A 19377-nucleotide genomic window follows, 5' to 3' on the forward strand; every position below is an offset into this window, starting at 1 on the left:
ACCGTCCCTGCGGTGGATGGCGGAGTGCGGATGGCGTAGCGCGAGGCGCGGGTGGCGGAACGCGGGCGGCCGGCCGTGCGTGGCCGGGTCGCGTACGGTGCGTGCCGGGGTCAAGAATATTGCACGGCCGTACGGTGCACTCCCCGTCCCGGCGCTCCCCCGGCCAGGCGCTCCCCGACCTGGCGCTCCCCGACCTGGCGCTTCCTCCCCCGGCCAGGCGCTCCCCGGCCTGCGGGTGGTCGTCCCGCCGGCCGGTCCGCCACCGCCCGGCCCGCCGGCGTCCTCCGCGTCACGGCGTGTCCCGCGCCCGGTCCGGTTCGCCCAGGGCGAGCAGCTGCTCGGGGGTGACGCCTTCGGGGATCGGCACGGGTGCGGGCGTCCGCAGGGGCGGCTGCCACCCCTTCTCCGGGTCCCAGCTGCGCACGACGCGGGCGGGCGCCCCGGCGACCACCGCGTGGTCGGGGACCTCGCCCCGGACGACCGCGCCCGCCGCGACCACCACGTTCCGGCCGAGGCGGGCGCCGGGCAGGATCACCGCGCCGGTCCCGATCCAGCAGCCGGGGCCGATCGACACCGGCTCCATCCGGGGCCACTGCTTGCCCACGGGCTCGTGCGGGTCGTCGTAACTGTGGTTCGTCGAGGTGATGTAGACGTACGGGCCGCAGTACGTGTCCGAGCCGATCGTCACCGTCGTGTCCGCGATCACGTGGCTGCCGCGCCCCAGCACCACGCCGTCCCCCAGGGTGAGGACGGTGTCGGGGCCCAGGTCCAGGTCCGGCATCATTCCGGCGGTGAGCGTGACCTGCTCACCGATGACGCAGTGCGCGCCCAGTTCGATCCACGGCTCCCCGAACACGGTCCCCTGCGGAAAGGCGAGCCGGGTGCCCGGTCCGATCGCGCGGAACCGGAGCCGACCGGGGTGCTCGGCAGTGACCGCGCCCGCCCGCTGCGCCCAGGTCCAGCCGCGGTGGACCGCGCGGGAGGCGGCGCGGCGCGGGAGACGGGCGAGGAAGGAGAACGTGTTTCGGTTCTTCGGCACGGGCTCACGGTAGTCGGCGGTGCGGCGGGCGCTCGGCGCGGCGACCTGTGATGTTCACCCCACCCCCGGCGGCCGCCGGGTGCCGTCCCCTACCGTGTGGGACGGCACCACACCGGCGCGAAGGAGCAGGCGATGGCGGAGCAGGCGTTGATCACGGGCATGGGCGGCAAGGAGCCCGACATCGACGCGGACGCGTTCACGGCCCCGACCTCCGTGGTGATCGGCGAGGTGACGCTCGCGGCGGGCTCCAGCGTCTGGTACCAGGCGGTGCTCCGCGCCGACTGCGGCCCCATCTCGATCGGCCCCGACAGCAATGTCCAGGACAACTGCAGCGTGCACACCGACCCCGGCTTCCCGCTGACCGTGGGCGCGCGGGTCTCGGTCGGCCACAACGCGGTGCTGCACGGCTGCGTGATCGAGGACGACGTCCTGGTCGGCATGGGCGCCACGGTGCTCAACGGCGCGCACATCGGCGCGGGTTCGCTGGTCGCGGCGCAGGCCCTCGTACCGCAGGGGATGCGGGTGCCGCCGGGCTCCCTCGTCGCCGGTGTGCCCGCGAAGGTGAAGCGGCCGCTGACCCCGCAGGAGCTGGAGAGCATCCGCTTCAACGCGGCCGGGTACGTGGAGCTGGCCAAGGCCCACCGCGAGGCGCACGGAGGCTGAGGCCCGCGCCCCGCCGTACGCACCGGGCCGCCGCACCTCCCGAGGCGGGGAGGTGCGGCGGCCCGGTGCGTTCGCGTCCGGTGGTCGGTCAGCTGTGGGGACGCAGGGTCCACACGACGGTCATCTCACCGGTGACCGCGCCGTCGGCGCGCTGGATCTCGATGACGACGGGAAATTCCGGCCGCTGTCCGGCGTCCAGCTCGGCGACGACGTCGGCGATGGGACGGCCGAGGGTCGCGGTGGCCGTGACCTCGCCCTTGGCGAGCTTCTTGTAGCCGATCTCCGCCTTCACGGCGAGCGGCACGGCGCGCGACATCTGGTCGCCGAAGGCCGCGATGACGATCGCGCCGCTGGCGGACTCGGCGAGCGTGAACATCGCTCCGGCGTGCGGTCCGCCGAGGTGGTTGTGGTAATCCGCCTGGTCGGGCAGCCGGACGACGGCCCGCTCCGGGCTGGTCTCCAGGAATTCGAGGTTGAGGGTCCGGGCCATCGGAACGGTCGAGACGAGCATCTCGCCCACGGTCATCTGTTCAGCGCTCATGCCGGAATGTTACTCACCAGTAGGACCCTTTGGCCATCCCCTTGTGACGGCTCTGGGACAGGGCGGCCGTAGAAGTGACCGCGTGCTCCATCTATGGTTACTGGCCATGTGGCCAGGAACGCAGCCGCCCGGGGGCGAGCAGAACCCGCAGGACCAGAACCAGAACCCGTACCAGCAGCCGGGGTACCAGCAGCCGAACCCCTACCAGCAACCGGGGTATCAGCAGGGAGAGCCCACGCAGCCGGGCTACGGCTACCCGCAGGGCCCTCCGCCCGGCGGGCAGCCGGGCTACCAGCAGCCGAATCCGTATCAGCAGCCGACGGTGCCGCAGTACGCCGTTCCGGGTCCGCCCGGCGGGCCGAAGTCCGGCGACGACAAGAAGAAGACGACGATCACGGCGATCGTCGCGGCGACCGCCGTCGTGATCGCGGCGGGCGTCACCGGCTTCCTCGTGCTCGGCAAGGACGATGACAGCGGCAAGACCGTCGCCGACCCCAAGAGGTCCGCGTCGCCGAGCGCCAAGCCCGAGGAATCGGCCGCCGGGTCCGCACCGGCGGAGAACCCGCGCGGCTCCGACAGCGACCCCAAGCCGCTCATTCCGGGCTGGAAGGTCGTCACCAACCCCAAGTGGGGCACGCAGTTCGACGTGCCCGGTGACTGGGAGGTCGCCGGTTCCGGCGTCTTCTCCGGGTTCGAGGACGCCAAGAAGGAGGACGGGTCGCCGGTCGCCGGTTTCTCCGCACCCGCCTACTACAAGAGCAAGTGGTGCGTCGACGACTCCGACGGGGACGGCAGCGAGGAGGACACCGGGCTCGCCGGTGTCGGGACGAAGGGCGCCCAGGGCGCCAAGAACACCGACGAGGCCGCGACGGCCGAGGCCGGCAACTTCGTGTGGGCCGCCTACGCCCAGCTCGACCCGAAGTCCAAGGTCAAGGTCGGCAAGCCCAAGCCCTTCACCACCAAGTCGGGCCTCTCCGGCAGCGTCGTGCAGGCCACCGCCCTGGACCTGGCCAACAAGGAGAAGTGCGACAGCGACGGAAAGTCGATCGCCTTCTCCTTCAAGAACTCCAAGGGCGACTTCTCCACCTGGGTCCTCTACGCCGCCGAGGGCGTCAAGGAGGAGCTGCCGGACACCACCATCCAGCAGATCCTGAGCACGGTCCGCCTCTCCGGCCAGCCCAGCGGCTGAGCCGGCGGCCACGCCGCCCCGTTCCTGCCCGCCCCGAACCGCCCGCCGGTGCCTCAGCCCACGCTGAAGGAGCCGGCGGGCGGTTCGGGCGAGGCGACCGCGTCCGCGTCCGCGACCGGACGGGCCGCGCCGAGGAACCGGGTCAGCGCGGAACCGTGGGTGACCCGTGCGGGGAAGGCGTCCGCCGCGCAGCGCCGGACGAGCGGGGCCGGGTCGAGGGGGGCGTGCGAGGCGAGCAGGACGACGTTGCCGAAGCGCCGCCCGCGCAGCACCGCCGGTTCCGCGATCAGCGCCGCCTCGGGGAAGACCGCGGCGAAGTTCGCCAGCTGCGAGCGCAGGAAGGCGAACGGCGCGCTGTCGGCCAGGTTGGCCGCGTAGACCCCGTCCTCCCGCAGCACCCGGCCCGCGGCCCGCGCGTACTCCACGGACGTGAGGTGCGCCGGTACGCGGGAACCGCCGAAGACGTCCGCGATCAGCAGGTCCACGGAGGCGGGGGCGGTCGCCTCCAGCCGCTCCCGCGCATCGGCCGCGTGGAGGGCGACGCCGCTCCCCCCGGGCAGTGGCAACGTCTCACCGACCAGCCGCAGCAGCCCCCGGTCGGCCTCGACGACGTCCTGCCGCGAGCCGGGACGGGTCGCGGCCACGTAGCGGGGCAGGGTCAGCGCCCCGCCGCCCAGGTGCAGGACGTCCAGCGGCGCACCCGGCTCCGCCGCGCCGTCCACGACGTGGCCGAGCCGCCGTACGTACTCGAACTCCAGGTGGCGCGGGTCGTCGAGATCCACGTAGGACTGGGGCGCGTCGTCGACCGTGAGCAGCCAGGCCCGGTCGCGGTCCACATCGGGCAGCAGCCTGGCGGTGCCGCGGTCGACCTCGCGGATGACGGGTATCGGCTCGTTCACCTCTCCATTGTCGCCGGTACGGACCGGCCACCGCCCCGGTGCCGGCCGGACCGATCGCGGCGCCGCCCGCCGCCCCCCGCCGTGAAGCGCGGGGCGGCGGGCGGGCGTGCCGTCAGAGCAGCGCGGTGACCGTGCCCGCGCCGACCGTGCGGCCGCCCTCGCGGATCGCGAAGCCGAGGCCGGACTCCAGCGGCACGTCACGGCCCAGCTCCACGGTCATCGTGACCGTCTCGCCGGGGCGCGCGACGGCCGCCTCCCCGAGGTCGACGTCACCGACGACGTCCGCCGTACGGATGTAGAACTGCGGCCGGTACCCGGTGGCGACCGGGGTGGTCCGGCCGCCCTCCTTCGCCGACAGCACGTACACCTGCGCGGTGAACCGGCGGCTCGGCGTGACGCTGCCGGGCGCGGCGACGACATGGCCCCGCCGGACCCGGTCGCGCTCCACCCCGCGCAGCAGCAGCGCCACGTTGTCCCCGGCCTCGGCGGACTCCATCGGCTTGCCGAAGGTCTCCAGACCGGTGACGACCGTCTCGACGTCCGCACCCAGCACCTGGACCCTGTCCCCGACGCGGACGGTGCCGCGCTCGACGGCGCCGGTGACGACGGTGCCCCGGCCGGTGATGGTGAGGACGTTCTCGACGGAGAGCAGGAACGGGGCGTCGGTGTAGCGCACCGGCATCGGTACGTACGTGTCGACGGCGTCCAACAGCCCTTCGATCGCCGCCGTCCAGCGCGGGTCGCCCTCCAGCGCCTTGAGCCCGGAGACCCGGACCACGGGTACGGTGTCGCCGCCGTACCCGTGCGCGGAGAGCAGCTCGCGGACCTCCAGCTCGACCAGGTCGGTCAGCTCGGGGTCGCCCGCGTCGGCCTTGTTGAGGGCGACGACGATGTGGTCGACGCCCACCTGACGGGCCAGCAGGACGTGCTCGGCGGTCTGCGGCATGATTCCGTCGAGCGCCGAGACGACGAGGATCGCCCCGTCGAGCTGCGCCGCCCCCGTGACCATGTTCTTGATGTAATCGGCGTGTCCGGGCATGTCGACGTGCGCGTAGTGGCGGGTGTCGGTCTCGTACTCGACGTGTGCGATGTTGATGGTGATGCCGCGCTGGGCCTCCTCGGGGGCCCGGTCGATCCGGTCGAAGGACACGTAGGAGGTGCTGCTGCCGCCGCGCTCGCTGAGGACCTTGGTGATGGCGGCGGTGAGGGTGGTCTTGCCGTGGTCGACGTGGCCCATGGTGCCGATGTTGAGGTGCGGCTTGGTGCGCACGTACGCCGTCTTGGACATGGCTCGTTCCTTAGGAAGAACTCGAAGCTGAGAAGAGAAGACCCCCGGGCCCCGCCGACCCTCCCCTTGCGGGGTCCGCCGGACTGTCGGAGGAGGGTCAGCTTCGGGCGCCGCCGAAGGGCGCTGCGGCAACGGTGGACACCGCTGCGAGAACGGCTGCTGCGATCACGGCCGGGGCGAGGGCCACGGCGACCGCGTCGTTCCCGGCAGCCTTCGGCGCGTCCGCGACTGCGGACGACGCTGCGAGGAAGGCGTACCGGAACATGCCTCCGATCATGGCCGGGCGCGGCGGCCGCGTCGAATGGTTTTCCCCGGCCGCTCCTGGCTCCGGAAGGTGCGTCAGAGGTTCTTGAGGGCCTCACGCACGGAGAGCGGCGACAGGCCGGTCCCCGCTCCCCCGACGAAGTCGCGTACGGCGGCGGGGTCGGTCCTGGCGTACTCGCGCAGCGCCCAGCCGATCGCCTTGCGGATGAAGAAGTCGGGGTGGTCCGCGCGGCGCAGGCAGTAGCCGAACAGCCGGTCGGCGTCGGTGGCCTCCTTGTACCGCAGCTGGTGCAGCAGGGCGGTCCTGGCCGCCCAGATGCTGGGATCGTCGATCCACCGGTCCATCGCGCGTGCGAGCGGCGGATCGGCGGCGACCAGAGGGCCCGCGACATGCACGGCGAGCATGTCGACCGTGTCCCACCAGGGGACGGTGGTGACGAGGTGGTGCAGGACGGGCAGGAAGCCGGAGGTGCAGCGGTCGGCGTACCGGCGCAGGTAGTCGGCGGCGAAGTACTGGTACTCCCGCTCCGGCAGTCGCCAGCACCGCAGCGCGACCGCCGTGCAGTCGCGCTCGTCCGGCCGTCCGAGACCCGCCAGGGCGGTCCGGGACAGGGTGCGGCGCTCGGGGGCGGGGATGCCGAGGAAGGGCGCGACATGCCTCATGTACGCCGCGGCGCCTTCCGCCCGTACGGGGTCGGCGGCCGGGGCGTACGCCGCGACGAGCCGGTCCAGGACGGCGTCGGCGAGCGCGCTGCCGGGCGGGACGGGAGCGCCGGGGGCGCTCTCCGGGGCGGCGGAACCGCCCGGCGCGGGGTGCGCGGGGACAGCGACGCGGGAGGTGGGGTCCCGGGGGACGGGGGCAGCGCTCACCCGACGCACATTACGGCGATCACACGCCCTTTTCGGTTACTCTCCCCGAATGTTCGACCCCGTCCCCACCGCCCGGCCCGCCGCCGGCCCGGCCGTGCGCCTCTCCCGCGCGCTCATGTCGCCGTGGTCCCGGTTCTCGCTGCTCGTGGTCGTCCTTCTCGGGGCCGCGTCGACGATGCTGCTGTTCGAGCCACAGCGGTTCCTCGCGTCGGGCTGGCCGCCGCAGTTGACGGGCGGTACGGCGGCGATGCTCTTCGGACTCGGGTACGGGGCACTGACGGTGGCGTTCGTGCCGCGCCCGCTGCTCAACATCGCGGCGGGCGCGTTGTTCGGCGCGCAGACGGGTCTGGCGGCGGCGCTGGCGGGCACGGTGCTGGGCGCGGGCGTGTCGTTCATGCTGGGCCGGGTGCTGGGCCAGGACGCGTTGCGGACGCTGCTGCGCGGGAAGCTGCTCACCGCCGCCGACGGGGTGCTGAGCCGGCACGGCTTCCGGTCGGTCCTGGCGCTGCGGCTCTTCCCCGGCGTCCCGTTCGCTGCCGCCAACTACTGTGCGGCGACCTCCCGGATGAGCGCGCCGCCGTTCCTCCTGGCCACCGGGCTCGGGTCGATCCCGAACACGGCGGCGTACGTGATAGCCGGCAGCGAGGCGGCGTCGCCGACCTCGCCCGTGTTCCTGGCGGCGATGGGCTTCATCGTGCTGTCCGCTCTCGGCGGGGCGCTGGTGGCCTGGCGCAAGCGCCACCGGCTGGGCCGGGACACGCCGGAGGACTGAGCGCACGGCGGCACGTGGATGACCGGCGCAGTCGGCCTGACGTTCACCTTCGGGCGATACGCTGCGCGCGACCTCGATGTTCTCGACCGCACTCCGCACTCCGCACTTTGCACGCAGCCGCCGGGCCCCGTCGCCCGTGGCCGATGCACGATCACCTCCGGGATGGCCTAAGCCCCATGAGCTGGTTCGAATCATTCGTCCTGGGACTCGTCCAGGGACTCACCGAGTTCCTGCCGATCTCCTCCAGCGCGCACCTGCGGCTGACGGCCGCGTTCGCCGGCTGGCACGACCCGGGGGCGGCGTTCACCGCGATCACCCAGATCGGCACCGAGACGGCGGTGCTCATCTACTTCCGCCAGGACATCGCACGCATCCTGTCGGCCTGGTTCCGCTCCCTGACGGACCGTGCGATGCGCAGCGACCACGACGCCCAGATGGGCTGGCTGGTCATCGTCGGCTCGATCCCCATCGGCGTGCTGGGCCTCACGCTCAAGGACCAGATCGAGGGCCCGTTCCGCGATCTGCGGCTGATCGCGACGACGCTGATCGTCATGGGCATCGTGCTGGGCATCGCCGACCGGCTGGCCGCACGCGACGAGGCGGGCGGCAGGCACCGCGTGGTGAAGGAGCGCAAGACGCTCAAGGACCTCGGGGTCAGGGACGGTCTGATCTACGGCTTCTGCCAGGCGATGGCGCTGATCCCCGGCGTCTCCCGTTCCGGCGCGACGATCAGCGGCGGTCTGCTGATGGGCTACACCCGCGAGTCGGCGGCCCGCTACTCGTTCCTGCTGGCGATCCCCGCGGTGCTCGCCTCGGGCGCCTACGAACTCAAGGACGTGGGCGAGGGACACGTCTCCTGGGGTCCGACGATCTTCGCCACCGTGGTGGCTTTCTTCGTCGGATACGCCGTCATCGCCTGGTTCATGAAGTTCATCACCACCAAGAGCTTCATGCCCTTCGTCATCTACCGCATCCTGCTCGGCATCGTCATCTTCGTGCTGATCTGGACCGGCGCGCTGAGCCCGGACGCGGGCGAGTCGGCGGGCTGACCCGGCGGGTGTGTGCGCCCCGCCCGGGAGCAGCCGGGCGGGGCGATCCAGCAGCGCAGCAGCCAGCAGCGCGGATAGATGTCCCCCACCGTACGGCGGGGGACCGACAACGCCGGGCCGCCGCCCGCCCGGCCACGGGCCGCCGCCCGCAGCCGAACCCGCCGCGAACCGTCGGCTACCGCTCGGCGAGGTCGTGGATGGTCGCGGTGCCGGAGCGGACGACCCACGTACCGCCGCCGGGGAACGTCTCATCCGAGCGGTCCTTCAGCGCTCCGACGTCCAGGCCGGGCGGCCACCGGGTGCCGCGTTCCGACCAGTACACCCCGGTGAGGTCGATACCGGCCAGGTCGGCGTTCCTGAGGTCGGCGGTGACGAAGTCGTCCAGAAGCGCGTGCAGGGAGTCCCCGTCGAGCGTGGGGGGCTTGCGGCCGAGTGCTCCGCCGACGGCTCGGCAGATCTCGGCCGTGCGGATGTCGAGGACCAGGTCGAGGAAGTCGCCGTGGGGGACGTCCTGGTCGGCGCCTGTTTCGAAGCCGAGGAGGCGGTCCAGGTCGCGCGCGCGGCCATGGACGATGTCCAGGACCAGGTCGAGGTCGTCGGCGACGTCGAGGCGGAAGGTCAGGGCGATGCCCCGGTCACGGCCCAGCTCGCGGGTGAGACCGGTCGCACGGCCGTGAGCGAGGTCGATGAGGGTGGCGAGCTCCTCGTCACGGATGAGATCGGCAAGACGTCTCCTGTGGGCCCCGAACGCGGCAACTCGTCCGAGGGAAGCCGCGACGTCGGCCGCACGGCTGAGATCGAGGTCCTGCGCGGCGGTGATGCTGAGATCGCGGGCGAGATCCAGGGCGTCGGCGAGATCGAGGGCGAGGCCGTGGGTGAGGTCGAGAGCCAGGTCGAGAGCGAGCCTGCGAGCGAGTTCGGCCCTGTGGGGCGGCTCCTGCCGCAGCACGTACGCTTCGCCGCGGGTACGGGCGAGAAGCCGGCCCGCCGTCCTGACCTCCGGCTCGTTGCGCAGGGCCAGCCGGTCCTGCGGCTCGATCGTGCGCAGGAGCACCTCCGTCCTCACGGTGTCGCGGGGTGTGCGGGCGGGGCCCTCCGGTGGGACGGGGGGCAGGATGGCGGCGAGTCCGGCCTCGGCGTCCAGGACGCTGCCGAGGCCGGCAACGGCGGTGTCGTGGTGGGAGACGACGAGGATCTCCCGCAGTCCGGCTTCGACATCGAGGATGCCGTCCAGGGCGTCGCTCAGCGCAGGTACGACCCGGTCGAGCCGCTGGTACGGATCCCGCGCCTGAGGACCGTGGGCGGGGCGGTCGGTCACTGGTCCTCCTCGCGTTCCCCGATACGGGCGGCGGCCGCTCGGCGGGCCTTCTTGAGATTGGCGCGCACTGCCTCGGCCGACAGGCCGAGGTGCTCGGCGATGTCGGTGGGTGTGAAGCCGTTCAGGGTCCAGGCCATGACCTGGCGTTGCCGGGGAGGAAGATCGCGCAGGATGAACAGCGCATCGTGCCGCGCTTCCCATTCGGCGATGGCGTCGGGGCGGGGCAGCAGGGAGGTGGGTTCGGGGACGTCCTCGACGAGTTCCTCGACATCCGCGACCTTGCGGATCAGCGCCCGCGAGGCGGCCTTGTGGACCCATGCCTTCGGATACGTGATGTCTCCCCAGCACCGGTAGGCATCGGTCATGCTCTCCTGAGCGATGTCCGCGGCGTCCCGCACACGGGCTCCCTGGTTGATCAGGAAGCCGACCAGCGGGCGCAGTTCTTCGCGGTAGAAGGCGGCGAACTCCGCGTCGGTCCGCTCCCAGGCGCGGTCGCCCCGGCCGAACGGGGCGGGAGGTGCGGGGACGGCCGCCGAACGGTCCGCGCCCTCGGCCGGGTCCTGGATGTTCACGCCGCCCGGCCCCTTTCCCCGCCGGCCGGGGCGTCGACCTTCACGTACAGATGGTGGCCGGCATCGCCGCGGTCGTCCAGTTCCACGGTCCCCCCCGTAGACAGCTTCCCGGTCATCCCGAGCAGATAGCGGTGCCGTTCCTGTTCACGTTGTGCCTGCCTCCGCAGCCGCAGCCAGAGCGCCGTCAGCGCGAAGACTTTGGCGATGGCGATCGTGACGATCACCGTCGTGGCCGATTCCATCCAGGGCCTCCTCCTCATAGGGACCGGCCGTGAGGCCGTCGTGAGTTGAGGGGGAAAAGGGCTCATGATCGTGAACCTCCGGGCAGCAGAAACTTTCGGGGGCGGAGGAGGGCGTCGTGCTCCCCGAGGGTCTCGCCGGCGCGTCGCGCCGTCGGCGCGTCAGGAGCGGTTTCCCCGAAGGCCGGTGGCGGACAGGACCGCGTCGACCGTCTCGTCCACGGTCAGCTCCGCGTTGTCGATCCAGATCTCCTCGTCGGCCAACTCCTCGCGCATCACCGCGTCCAGCGGGGACCAGTCCGTCGTCAGCCTCTTGGCCCGCGTGAGGTTGCGCTCCATGGCCTTCGCCGCGCCCGGCGCCAGGATCACCGCGTGCAGCGGTCCGCCGGTGAACGCAGTGCGGTAGAAGTCCAGGTGGGCACGGCGTACGACGACGTCGTCGATGACCGGGAGAAAACCCGCGGCGACGAAACTGCCCGCCAGCAGGCAGGCGTTGCGGGCCCGGAGGAAGATCTGCCGGTCCCCCTCCTCGTCCCCCTCGGGCGAGGGCCACCGACCGCCGGAGACGATGAGTTCCTGGAGCCCGTCCACCTCGATGTGGGCGGCCGCGGCGAACCGGGCGGCGAGCGCGGAGGCCACCGTGCTCTTGCCGCTGCCGGGGATGCCGATCAGCAGGACCGCGCCCGCCGCCGGTGAGGCGGTGTCCACGGAGACGTCCCACCGGATCATCGTCGTACTCCCTCGTTCAGTACACGTCGCGCACATATCGACGGTCCGAGGCTAGCTGCTTGACCTGCGCGGCGGCGGCGCCGGGTTCGAGTCCGCCGTGGGCGACGGCGATGTCGCGCAGCGCCCGGTCGACATCCTTGGCCATCCGGGAGGCGTCGCCGCAGACGTAGAGGTGGGCGCCGTCGCGGAGCCAGGACCAGAGCTGGGCTCCGTGCTCGCGCATCCGGTCCTGGACGTAGATCTTGGCGCGCTGGTCGCGGGAGAAGGCCGTGTCGAGCCGGGTGAGGGTGCCCGAGCGGCGCAGCGCGTCGAGTTCGTCGCGGTAGTAGAAGTCCGTGGCCCGGTGCTGCTCGCCGAAGAACAGCCAGTTGGCGCCGGAGTGGCCGAGCGCCCGCCGTTCCTCCAGGAAGCCGAGGAACGGGGCGATCCCGGTGCCGGGGCCGATCATGATCATCGGGGTGGCCGGATCGGCGGGCGGGCCGAAGCGGTCGTTGCGCTGGACGAACACGGGCAGCGGGCTGTCCGGTTCGGCGTCCGCCAGGAACGTGGAGGCCACGCCCTTGCGCATCCGCCCGTGGCGGTTCTCGTAACGGATCACGGAGACGGTCAGCCTGATCCGGTGGGGGTCCGTGAGCGGGCTGGAGGCGATGGAGTAGAGCCGGGGGCGGAGTGGCCCCAGCACCTCGGCCCAGGCGGCGGCCGTGGCCCGAACCGGGTGCTCGGCGAGGACGTCGACGGCCTGCCTCCCCCAGGTCCACCGGTCCCGCTCACCCTTGTTGTCGGGGCGCAGCAGCTTCTTCAGCGCCCGGCCCCCCGTGTGGTCCGCGACCAGGCGCAGCAGGTCCGGGGTGATGCGGGTGATGTCGAGGTGGCGGTGCAGGGCCTCGCCGAGCGGGAGCGGGCCGTGTCCGGGGACCTCCACCTCGGCGGCGGGGTCGAGCCCGGTGACGTCGAGCCATTCGGCCACCAGGCCGGGGCAGTTGAGGGGCCGCACCCCGAGGGCGTCCCCGGCCGTGTACGGGAGGGGGGTGTCGGCGTGCCGCGTGTCGATCGTGAAGGCGCGGACCTCCTTGGCCGCTCCGGGCAGGCTCAGGAGCCGGTTCCCGGTGAGGAGGGCGGTGACGGGTACGGCTCTGGAGGGCTTCGCGCCGCGAGCGGGCGGCGGCGTAGCGGGTGCGCCGGCCGGAGGCGTTGATCCGGCCCCGGCCCCGGCCGTGGGGGTGGTCGCGGCCGGGGTGCTCCGCCCTGTCGTCGCCTCCAGCGCGGTCCGGACCTCCTTGAGCCACTGGCCGAAGGGCTGTTCGTACTCGGGTTCGCAGTCGGTGCGCGGGACGAGCCGCTCCGCGCCCAGTTCGCCCAGCCGTTCGTCCAGTCGGCGGCCGTGACCGCAGAAGTCGTCGTACGAGGAGTCGCCCAGCGCGAGGACGGCGTAGCGCAGGCCCTCCAGGCGCGGGGCCTCGGGGGCGTTCAGCGACTCCCAGAATCCGGAGCCGTTGTCGGGGGCGTCGCCGTCGCCGAAGGTGCTGGTGACGACGAGGAGGTCGGCCGGGCGCGGCAGGGTGTCGGGCGCTCCGTCGTCCATGCCGAGGAGCGTGGTGCGGTACCCCTCGTCGGCCAGCGTCCTGGCGGCCGTCGCCGCCGCCTCCTCGGCGTTGCCGGTCTGCGAGGCCCACAGTACGAGGACCGGGCGGGCCCGGCCGGACGGGGCACTCGCCGTCGCCGAGGGCGCGGCCGCCGGGTCCCGCACCTCCGGCAGCCGCGAGTAGGCCCCGGCCAGCATGCCGTTGACCCACAGGGCGTGGTCCGCAGCGAACGGGGCGCCCACCGGGAGCACCGGGGTGCCCGACGGGTGCTCGCCCAGGCCCGCGAGGAATCCCGCGAGGTAGCGGCGTTCGGGCGGGGTCAGCTCGGGCGGGGCGGCGGCGTCCGTGAGCCCGAAGGCGGCCACCGGCGCGGGCCGGCGGACCGGGGGGCCCTGCGGCCACCACTCCTCGGCGGGCCGGGGTGCGGCCGGCGTCCGCCCTGCGGATCGCCGTTCCGTGCCGGGGCCGCGGCCCGGCGCGGGCGCGGCCACCTTCGCCAGCCGTACCGCGCACGCCTTCAACTCCGGCTGGAACGAGATCGGGTCGACCGCGTCGTTGGTCACGGCGTTGACCCCGAGGTACTCGCCGAACAGGTCGTTCCAGTGGAACGGGGCGAAGCACTCCCCCGCCCGCACCCGGTCGGTGATCCGGGCCGGGAGCACCGCCCGGCCGCGCCGGGACGCGGCCTCGACGGCGTCGCCCTCCGCGAGGCCCAGGGCGGCCGCGTCGTCCGGGTGGACCTCGATGAACGGACCGGGGTCGAGCCGGTTCAGTCTGCCGATCTTGGCGGTCTTGGTGAGCGTGTGCCACTGGTGCTGGAGCCGCCCGGTGTTGAGGACGAACGGGAAGTCCTCGTCGGGCATCTCGGCCGGCGGCAGGTGGGGGCGCGCGTGGAAGACGGCCCGGCCGCTCGGCGTGGGGAAGGCGAGCCTCGGCACACTCCCGTCGGGCCGTACGGTCAGCTCCTGGCTGACGCCGTCGTTGAGGTAGCGCACGGGGTTGCGGGCGGGCCCCCCGGTAGCAGCACTCGGCCACTGGACGGGGGTCGCGCGCAGCCGTTCGTACGTGACCCCGCGCAGGTCGTAGCCGGTGCGGGGGTTCCACGCGCGGGTGATCTCGGCGAAGACCTCCTCGGCGCTCGTGTAGTCGAAGGCGTCCTCGTACCCCATGGCGCGGGCGACCGCCGCGATGATCCGCCAGTCCGGCCACGCCTCGCCGGGCGGGTCGGTGGCACGGCGGGAGAGGGTGAGGGTGCGCTCGGAGTTGACCATCACGCCCTCGGACTCGGCCCAGAGCGCGGCGGGCAGGACGATGTCGGCGTACGCGTTGGTCTCGGTCTCGGCGAACACATCCTGGGTGACCACGAGTTCGGCGGACTCCAGCCCCTCGATGACGGTACGGCGGTTGGCGACCGAGGCCACCGGGTTGGTGCAGATGATCCAGCACGCCTTGATCTGCCCGTCGGCCATGCGCCGGAACATCTCGACGGTGCCGCTGCCCGAGCCGTCCGCGCGCAGGGTGCCGGGCGGGATGCCCCACAGTTCCTCGGTGAAGGCGCGGTCCTCGTCGACCAGGACCGACCGCTGGCCGGGCAGTCCGGGGCCCATGTAGCCCATCTCGCGCCCGCCCATGGCGTTGGGCTGGCCGGTGAGCGAGAACGGGCCGCTACCGGGGCGGCAGATCGCGCCGGTCGCCAGGTGCAGGTTGACCAGCGCGTTGGTGTTCCAGGTGCCGTGCGTGGACTGGTTGAGCCCCATGGTCCAGCAGCTCATCCACGCGCCCGCCTCGCCGATCCAGCGGGCCGCCAGCCGGATGTCGTCCTCCGGGATGCCGGTGGTCTCCGCGACCGCGGCGGGCGGGTAGTCGCGGAGGAACGCGGGCATCCGCTCCCAGCCCTCGGTGTGCTCGGCGATGAAGTCCGGGTCGGTGTGCCCGTTCTCGACGAGGAGGTGCAGCAGTCCGTTGAGGAGGGCCAGGTCGGTGCCGGGCCTGATCCGCAGGTACAGGTCGGCCTTGGCGGCGGTGGCGGTGCGCCGGGGGTCGACGACGATCAGTTTCGCGCCCGCCTTGACGCGCTCCATCATCCGCAGGAAGAGGATGGGGTGGCAGTCGGCCATGTTGGCGCCGGTGACGAGGAAGACGTCGGCGTGGGCGAGGTCCTCGTAGGAGCCGGGCGGCCCGTCCGCGCCGAGGGACAGCTTGTAGCCGCTGCCCGCACTCGCCATGCAGAGCCGGGAGTTGGACTCGATGGTGTCGGTCCGGATGAAGCCCTTGGCCAGCTTGTTGGCGAGGTACTGCGCCTCCAGCGACATCTGGCCGGAGACGTAGAGGGCGATCGCGTCCGGGCCGTGGGCGTCCAGCACGGACCGCAGGCGGCGCGCGGTCTCCGCGATGGCGGCGTCCCGCGCGAGCGGGGCGGGCTGCTCGCTGCGGTCGCGGCGGGCCAGGGCGGTGGTCAGCCGTCCGGGGGCGGCCAGGAGGTCGGCGCCGGTCGCGCCCTTGGTGCAGAGCCGGCCGGCGTTCGAGGGGTGCTCCTTGTCGCCGGACGCCTTGACGACGGTACGGCGGCCGTCGGGGCCGGTGGCGACGTCGAGGACGATCCCGCAGCCGACACCGCAGTACGAGCAGACCGTGCGCACCCGGTCGGTGGCAGGGGCGTCCGGCGGCGGGGTCGGCACGGTCATGGCGGCCCTTCGGGGCGGGCGTTCCGGGAGGAACGCGGGTCGGGCGGCGGTCGCTCCCGAATCTAGGAAGGGTCCGTTACCCGGGGATGACACCGGGCGCGTGACGCCGGTTACGTCGCCTGCACACCGCCCGGAAGCCGCCGGTGAGGTGGGAAGCGGCGCCGCCCGGTTCTCGCAACCGTGCGAGAGGGACCGCCCGCGCAGCCTCCGGGGGCGGCTTCGCGTCGTCCGGAGCCCGCCGGTGAGGTGCGAAGGGCCCGCCCGGCTGTTTGTGGCCGCCCGCCGGGCGTCCTCGGAGCCCGCGGTGCGGCGGGCCGGGCGTCGGACGGTGACCGGTGGGAACTCCCCGGCCGCGGCGGCCGACTACTGGAAGGACGGCAGACAGGTCCTGGGCCCGTAAGGAGACCGCGAGGCATGCACTGGTACGAGGACGACGCGCTCTGGTCCGATTTCGCCCCGACGATGTTCCCGCCCGCGCGGGCCGAGTCGGCGGCCGCCCTGGTCGCCGACTCTCCCCTGCTGGACTTCCCGCCCGGCACGAGGGTGCTGGACCTGTGCTGCGGGCCGGGCCTCTTCGTGGTGCCGCTGGCCGCACGGGGGTACGAGGTGACGGGGGTCGATCTCTCGCCCTCGATGCTGGAGAGGGCCCGTGCCGCCTGCGACGCGGCGGGGGCGAAGGCGCGGCTGGAGCGCGCCGACATGCTCACGTACCGGGAGCCGGAAGCCTTCGACGTGGTGCTGAACGTCTTCACCTCCTTCGGCTACTTCGACGCGGCCGAGGACAACCTGCGGGTGCTGCGCAACGCGTACGACAGCCTCGCGCCGGGCGGTCGGCTCCTGGTGGACGTGATGGGCAAGGAAGTGCTGGCCGGGTGGATCGGCCGGCCCGAGGCGGTCGATCTGCCGGACGGCTCCTACGTCGTCCAGCGTGACACCGTCCTCGACAGCTGGCGGCGGCTGCGCACCGACTGGACGCTGGTGCGCGGCACGACGGCGCGGACGGCCTCCATCACCTCCTGGCTCTACTCGGCGGCCGAGCTGCACGCCCTCTTCGAGGAGGCGGGCTTCACCGGCGTGGAGTGCTTCGGCGGTTTCGACGCGTCCGGCTACGACCAGCGTGCGGACCGGCTCGTCGTCCGCGGGCGGCGCGCATGAGGACCGGCCCCGGCACCCGCCCGCGCTCCGCACCGGGGCCCCGGCCCGCCCCCGCTCCCCACGACGCCCCGGAGCCCCACGGCGGCTCCGGACCCCGGATCGCCCCCGCGGTGATCCACGAGCACATCACCGACGCGATCAAGGCCCCGGACCTGATCCGGCTGACCGGCGACGTGGTCCTCGCCCGCTTCGAGACGATGAAGGTGTACGCCGCGCTCGGCGCGGTCCGCTCGCTGCTGCGCCGGGGCCGGGTGGTGCCCGGGCAGACCCTGGTGGACAGCTCCAGCGGGATCTACGCGCTGGCCCTCGCCATGGCCTGCCACCGCTACGGACTGCGCTGCCGCATCGTCGCCTCCACCACCGTGGACGCCGCCATGCGGGCGCAGTTGGAGATCCTCGGCGCGACGGTGGACGCCATGCCGCCCTCTCGGAGCCTGCGCCTGGACCAGGAGTCGCGCGTACGCCACGTTCGCCGGCTGCTGGCCGAGCGGCCGGACTTCCACTGGATGCGGCAGTACCACGACGGGATCCATCACGAGGGCTACCGGGAGTTCGCGGACCTGCTGACCGAGGCGCTGCCCGAGGGCCCGCTGACGGTGGTCGGCGCGGTGGGCACGGGCGCGTCGACCGGCGGACTGGCCCGCGCGCTGCGGGAGTCGGGGCGGTCGGTGCGGCTGGTGGGCATCCAGCCCTTCGGCAGCGTGACCTTCGGAAGTGAGCGGTTCGAGGACCCGGAGGCGATCATCGCGGGCATCGGCAGCTCGATCCCGTTCGGGAACGTCCGCCACGAGCTGTACGACACCGTCCACTGGCTCGACTTCCGTCATGCGATGGCCGGAGCCGTCGGACTGCTGCGCGAACACGCGGTGTTCGCGGGCCTGTCCACCGGGGCGGCCCACCTCACGGCGTCCTGGGAGGCGGCCCGTGCCCCCGGCCGGCTGCATCTGGTGCTCGGCGCCGACACCGGACACCGCTACGCGGAGCGGGTGTTCGCCCGGCACGCCGAGGCGCTGGACCCGGCCGGGCTGCGGCCCCGGACGATCACCTCGCCGGCCGGCCTGCGACCGCCGTGGTCCGTGATGGAGTGGGCGGGACGTGCCGCTCCGAGCGCCGCCCGGACAGCCGGGGAGGACGAGGACGCCGAGGGCGACGAGGCCGCCGGGCCGGCCGGGCCCGCCGCCGGCGCCAGGGCGACCGCCGAGGGCGGAGCCCCCTCCCCCGTACCGACCGTGGAGCTGCTGTCATGACGATCGCCGCACTGGAATCCCTCTCCTTCGGCCTGGGCCGGATGGCGGAGGCCGCCGCCGGGGCGGGGCACCGGCTGTGTCTGCTGACCGGCGACCGCTCCGTCTACCGGCACGAGTTGGCGGTCCTGCCGCCGGACGCGCTGGACGTCGTGGACGTGGACACGAACGATCCCGAGGCCGTCCGCCGGGCGCTGGCCGCCGTGCCGGACCTGGCGGGGCTGATCAACACGACGGACACCTGGAGCGTGCCGGCCGCGGAGCTGGCCGCCGGACTCGGGCTGCCCGGCGCCGATCCCGCGGCCGTACGGCTGCTGCGCGACAAGCGCCGGGTCCGGGAGGCCCTGTACACGCACGGGCTGAGCCGCGGGACGGCCACGGCCGTCCCGCCGGGCCCCGAGGGCGCGGGGGAAGTGCTGCGGGCGGTGGGGCTGCCCGCGGTCCTGAAGGACTCGGCGGGCACGTCGTCCCGCCATGTGTGGATCGCGCACGACGAGGAGGCCCTGCACCGGGCCCTGGCGGAGGCGGGTGAACGGCGCCTGACGGGCACGTTGTTCGCCGAGGCGTTCCTCGCCGGTCCGCTGTACAGCGCGGAGACCCTCAGCTGGGACGGGACCACCCGGCTGCTCGGGGTGCTGAGCCGTCAGACGTCACGGGCGGCGGTGGTACGGGAGGAGGCGGCGGCGTTCCCGGTGGCGCTGCCCGAGGAGGAGCGGGCCGGGATCGAGGCGTGGGTGGGGCGGGTCCTGGCGGCGGCGGGACACGAACGGGGTTTCGCCCATGTGGAGTTCGTGCTGACGACGGACGGCCCGGAACTGGTGGAGATCAACCGCAGGATCGGCGGGGCGCTGGTCGGCGAGGTGCTGTGCCGCACGCTGCGGACCAACGTCTACACGGCGATGGCGGACGAGGCGCTGGGCCGCCGCCCGGAGCTGCTGGACGCCCCGCTGGACCCCGCGGGACCGGCGTACGGCTTCGTCCTGGTGTACGCCGAACGGCCCGGAGTGCTCACGGGCTGGCTCGGCCTCGACGAACTCGGGGCGTTCCCCGGAGCGGTGGAGTGGTTCCCGGTCCGCGAGCCGGGCGAGAGCGTGCTGCACGTGGGCGACCAGCGCGGCTGTACGGGGATGGTGCTGGCAAAGGGCGCGACGGCGGAGCTGGCCCTGCACCGGGCGTGGAGCGCGGCCGTCCGGGTCCGGCCCGTGATCGCGGACGGGCCGTGAGGGCGGAGCCCTCGGGCGGGAGGCTCCCCGGCGGGTGCGAGGCGTCGGTCGGCAGG

18 protein-coding genes are annotated in these 19377 nt (G+C 73.4%); 7 read left to right on the plus strand and 11 right to left on the minus strand.

The window, feature by feature from the left end; genetic code table 11:
• Positions 1-289 precede the first annotated feature (289 nt).
• A complete protein-coding gene (locus tag QFZ71_RS02455; protein ID WP_307666594.1) occupies positions 290-1039 on the minus strand; it encodes an acyltransferase in 750 nt (249 codons plus the stop codon).
• A 132-nt stretch (positions 1040-1171) separates the two neighbouring features.
• Between QFZ71_RS02455 and QFZ71_RS02460 the strand changes: the two genes are divergently transcribed.
• Complete coding sequence (locus tag QFZ71_RS02460; RefSeq protein ID WP_307666595.1) at positions 1172-1702, plus strand: gamma carbonic anhydrase family protein; 531 nt, start codon at positions 1172-1174, stop codon at positions 1700-1702.
• 88 nt (positions 1703-1790) lie between these two features.
• On the opposite strand, the gene QFZ71_RS02465 is transcribed toward QFZ71_RS02460, so the two are convergent.
• Entirely contained in the window at positions 1791-2228 is a 438-nt protein-coding gene (locus QFZ71_RS02465; protein WP_307671321.1) for a DUF4442 domain-containing protein, read from the minus strand.
• Between the two features lie 121 nt (positions 2229-2349).
• Between QFZ71_RS02465 and QFZ71_RS02470 the strand changes: the two genes are divergently transcribed.
• Positions 2350-3432: a hypothetical protein gene (locus tag QFZ71_RS02470; RefSeq protein WP_307666596.1), complete on the plus strand. Its 1083-nt coding sequence runs from the start codon at positions 2350-2352 to the stop codon at positions 3430-3432.
• Positions 3433-3485: 53 nt separating this feature from the next.
• Here QFZ71_RS02470 and QFZ71_RS02475 read toward each other — a convergent pair whose 3' ends face one another.
• From QFZ71_RS02475 to QFZ71_RS02490, 4 genes are all read right to left on the minus strand, one after another.
• The gene (locus QFZ71_RS02475) at positions 3486-4331 is read right to left on the minus strand and encodes a spermidine synthase (protein WP_307666597.1); all 846 of its coding nucleotides are present in this window, start codon (positions 4329-4331) and stop codon (positions 3486-3488) included.
• Positions 4332-4443: 112 nt separating this feature from the next.
• Positions 4444-5619 carry an elongation factor Tu gene (gene tuf / locus QFZ71_RS02480; RefSeq protein WP_307666598.1) on the minus strand — a complete coding sequence of 392 codons (1176 nt, stop codon included), beginning with the start codon at positions 5617-5619 and terminating at the stop codon, positions 4444-4446.
• Between the two features lie 97 nt (positions 5620-5716).
• Positions 5717-5884, minus strand: coding sequence for a hypothetical protein (locus QFZ71_RS02485; protein ID WP_307666599.1), 168 nt, complete (start codon positions 5882-5884; stop codon positions 5717-5719).
• Positions 5885-5958: 74 nt separating this feature from the next.
• Positions 5959-6615 (minus strand): DNA alkylation repair protein, encoded by a 657-nt coding sequence (locus QFZ71_RS02490; protein WP_307671322.1) that lies wholly within the window; start codon positions 6613-6615, stop codon positions 5959-5961.
• 187 nt (positions 6616-6802) lie between these two features.
• Between QFZ71_RS02490 and QFZ71_RS02495 the strand changes: the two genes are divergently transcribed.
• Both QFZ71_RS02495 and QFZ71_RS02500 read left to right on the plus strand, forming a co-directional pair.
• A complete protein-coding gene (locus QFZ71_RS02495) occupies positions 6803-7525 on the plus strand; it encodes a TVP38/TMEM64 family protein (RefSeq protein WP_307666600.1) in 723 nt (240 codons plus the stop codon).
• 176 nt (positions 7526-7701) lie between these two features.
• Positions 7702-8574, plus strand: a complete 873-nt coding sequence (locus tag QFZ71_RS02500) for an undecaprenyl-diphosphate phosphatase (RefSeq protein WP_307666601.1) — start codon at positions 7702-7704, stop codon at positions 8572-8574.
• A 175-nt stretch (positions 8575-8749) separates the two neighbouring features.
• Here QFZ71_RS02500 and QFZ71_RS02505 read toward each other — a convergent pair whose 3' ends face one another.
• The 5 genes from QFZ71_RS02505 to QFZ71_RS02525 all read right to left on the minus strand — a co-directional run bounded on the left by QFZ71_RS02505 (position 8750) and on the right by QFZ71_RS02525 (position 15699).
• The gene (locus QFZ71_RS02505; RefSeq protein WP_307666602.1) at positions 8750-9892 is read right to left on the minus strand and encodes a hypothetical protein; all 1143 of its coding nucleotides are present in this window, start codon (positions 9890-9892) and stop codon (positions 8750-8752) included.
• Positions 9889-10464 carry a sigma-70 family RNA polymerase sigma factor gene (locus QFZ71_RS02510; RefSeq protein WP_307666603.1) on the minus strand — a complete coding sequence of 192 codons (576 nt, stop codon included), beginning with the start codon at positions 10462-10464 and terminating at the stop codon, positions 9889-9891. Before QFZ71_RS02510 ends, QFZ71_RS02505 begins: the two co-directional genes overlap by 4 nt.
• Positions 10461-10706, minus strand: coding sequence for a hypothetical protein (locus QFZ71_RS02515; protein WP_307666604.1), 246 nt, complete (start codon positions 10704-10706; stop codon positions 10461-10463). The genes QFZ71_RS02510 and QFZ71_RS02515 overlap by 4 nt, the downstream gene beginning before the upstream one ends.
• Positions 10707-10865: 159 nt before the next feature.
• The gene (locus tag QFZ71_RS02520; protein ID WP_307666605.1) at positions 10866-11432 is read right to left on the minus strand and encodes an AAA family ATPase; all 567 of its coding nucleotides are present in this window, start codon (positions 11430-11432) and stop codon (positions 10866-10868) included.
• A gap of 16 nt (positions 11433-11448) precedes the next feature.
• On the minus strand, positions 11449-15699 hold the full coding sequence (locus QFZ71_RS02525) for a bifunctional nitrate reductase/sulfite reductase flavoprotein subunit alpha (protein ID WP_307666606.1): 4251 nt from the start codon (positions 15697-15699) through the stop codon (positions 11449-11451).
• A 414-nt stretch (positions 15700-16113) separates the two neighbouring features.
• On the opposite strand from QFZ71_RS02525, the gene QFZ71_RS02530 reads away from it, so the two are divergent.
• The 3 genes from QFZ71_RS02530 to QFZ71_RS02540 are packed head-to-tail and all read left to right on the plus strand — an operon-like array spanning position 16114 to position 19321.
• Positions 16114-16854, plus strand: coding sequence for a class I SAM-dependent methyltransferase (locus tag QFZ71_RS02530; RefSeq protein ID WP_307666607.1), 741 nt, complete (start codon positions 16114-16116; stop codon positions 16852-16854).
• Positions 16851-18101, plus strand: a complete 1251-nt coding sequence (locus QFZ71_RS02535; protein WP_307666608.1) for a pyridoxal-phosphate dependent enzyme — start codon at positions 16851-16853, stop codon at positions 18099-18101. The genes QFZ71_RS02530 and QFZ71_RS02535 overlap by 4 nt, the downstream gene beginning before the upstream one ends.
• Positions 18098-19321, plus strand: coding sequence for an ATP-grasp domain-containing protein (locus QFZ71_RS02540; RefSeq protein ID WP_307666609.1), 1224 nt, complete (start codon positions 18098-18100; stop codon positions 19319-19321). Before QFZ71_RS02535 ends, QFZ71_RS02540 begins: the two co-directional genes overlap by 4 nt.
• Positions 19322-19377: the final 56 nt, after the last annotated feature.

This window comes from Streptomyces sp. V2I9, from assembly GCF_030817475.1.
Lineage (GTDB): Bacteria > Actinomycetota > Actinomycetes > Streptomycetales > Streptomycetaceae > Streptomyces.

What these genes read in the sequence shown, in the direction of transcription:
- QFZ71_RS02460 (WP_307666595.1), top strand. Translation starts at nt 1,172, where the DNA reads ATGGCGGAGCAGGCGTTGATCACGGGCATGGGCGGCAAGGAGCCCGAC.
- QFZ71_RS02465 (WP_307671321.1), bottom strand. Translation starts at nt 2,228, where the DNA reads ATGACCGTGGGCGAGATGCTCGTCTCGACCGTTCCGATGGCCCGGACC.
- QFZ71_RS02470 (WP_307666596.1), top strand. Translation starts at nt 2,350, where the DNA reads ATGTGGCCAGGAACGCAGCCGCCCGGGGGCGAGCAGAACCCGCAGGAC.
- tuf (WP_307666598.1), bottom strand. Translation starts at nt 5,619, where the DNA reads ATGTCCAAGACGGCGTACGTGCGCACCAAGCCGCACCTCAACATCGGC.
- QFZ71_RS02485 (WP_307666599.1), bottom strand. Translation starts at nt 5,884, where the DNA reads ATGTTCCGGTACGCCTTCCTCGCAGCGTCGTCCGCAGTCGCGGACGCG.
- QFZ71_RS02495 (WP_307666600.1), top strand. Translation starts at nt 6,803, where the DNA reads ATGTTCGACCCCGTCCCCACCGCCCGGCCCGCCGCCGGCCCGGCCGTG.
- QFZ71_RS02500 (WP_307666601.1), top strand. Translation starts at nt 7,702, where the DNA reads ATGAGCTGGTTCGAATCATTCGTCCTGGGACTCGTCCAGGGACTCACC.
- QFZ71_RS02515 (WP_307666604.1), bottom strand. Translation starts at nt 10,706, where the DNA reads ATGGAATCGGCCACGACGGTGATCGTCACGATCGCCATCGCCAAAGTC.
- QFZ71_RS02520 (WP_307666605.1), bottom strand. Translation starts at nt 11,432, where the DNA reads ATGATCCGGTGGGACGTCTCCGTGGACACCGCCTCACCGGCGGCGGGC.
- QFZ71_RS02525 (WP_307666606.1), bottom strand. Translation starts at nt 15,699, where the DNA reads ATGACCGTGCCGACCCCGCCGCCGGACGCCCCTGCCACCGACCGGGTG.
- QFZ71_RS02530 (WP_307666607.1), top strand. Translation starts at nt 16,114, where the DNA reads ATGCACTGGTACGAGGACGACGCGCTCTGGTCCGATTTCGCCCCGACG.
- QFZ71_RS02535 (WP_307666608.1), top strand. Translation starts at nt 16,851, where the DNA reads ATGAGGACCGGCCCCGGCACCCGCCCGCGCTCCGCACCGGGGCCCCGG.
- QFZ71_RS02540 (WP_307666609.1), top strand. Translation starts at nt 18,098, where the DNA reads ATGACGATCGCCGCACTGGAATCCCTCTCCTTCGGCCTGGGCCGGATG.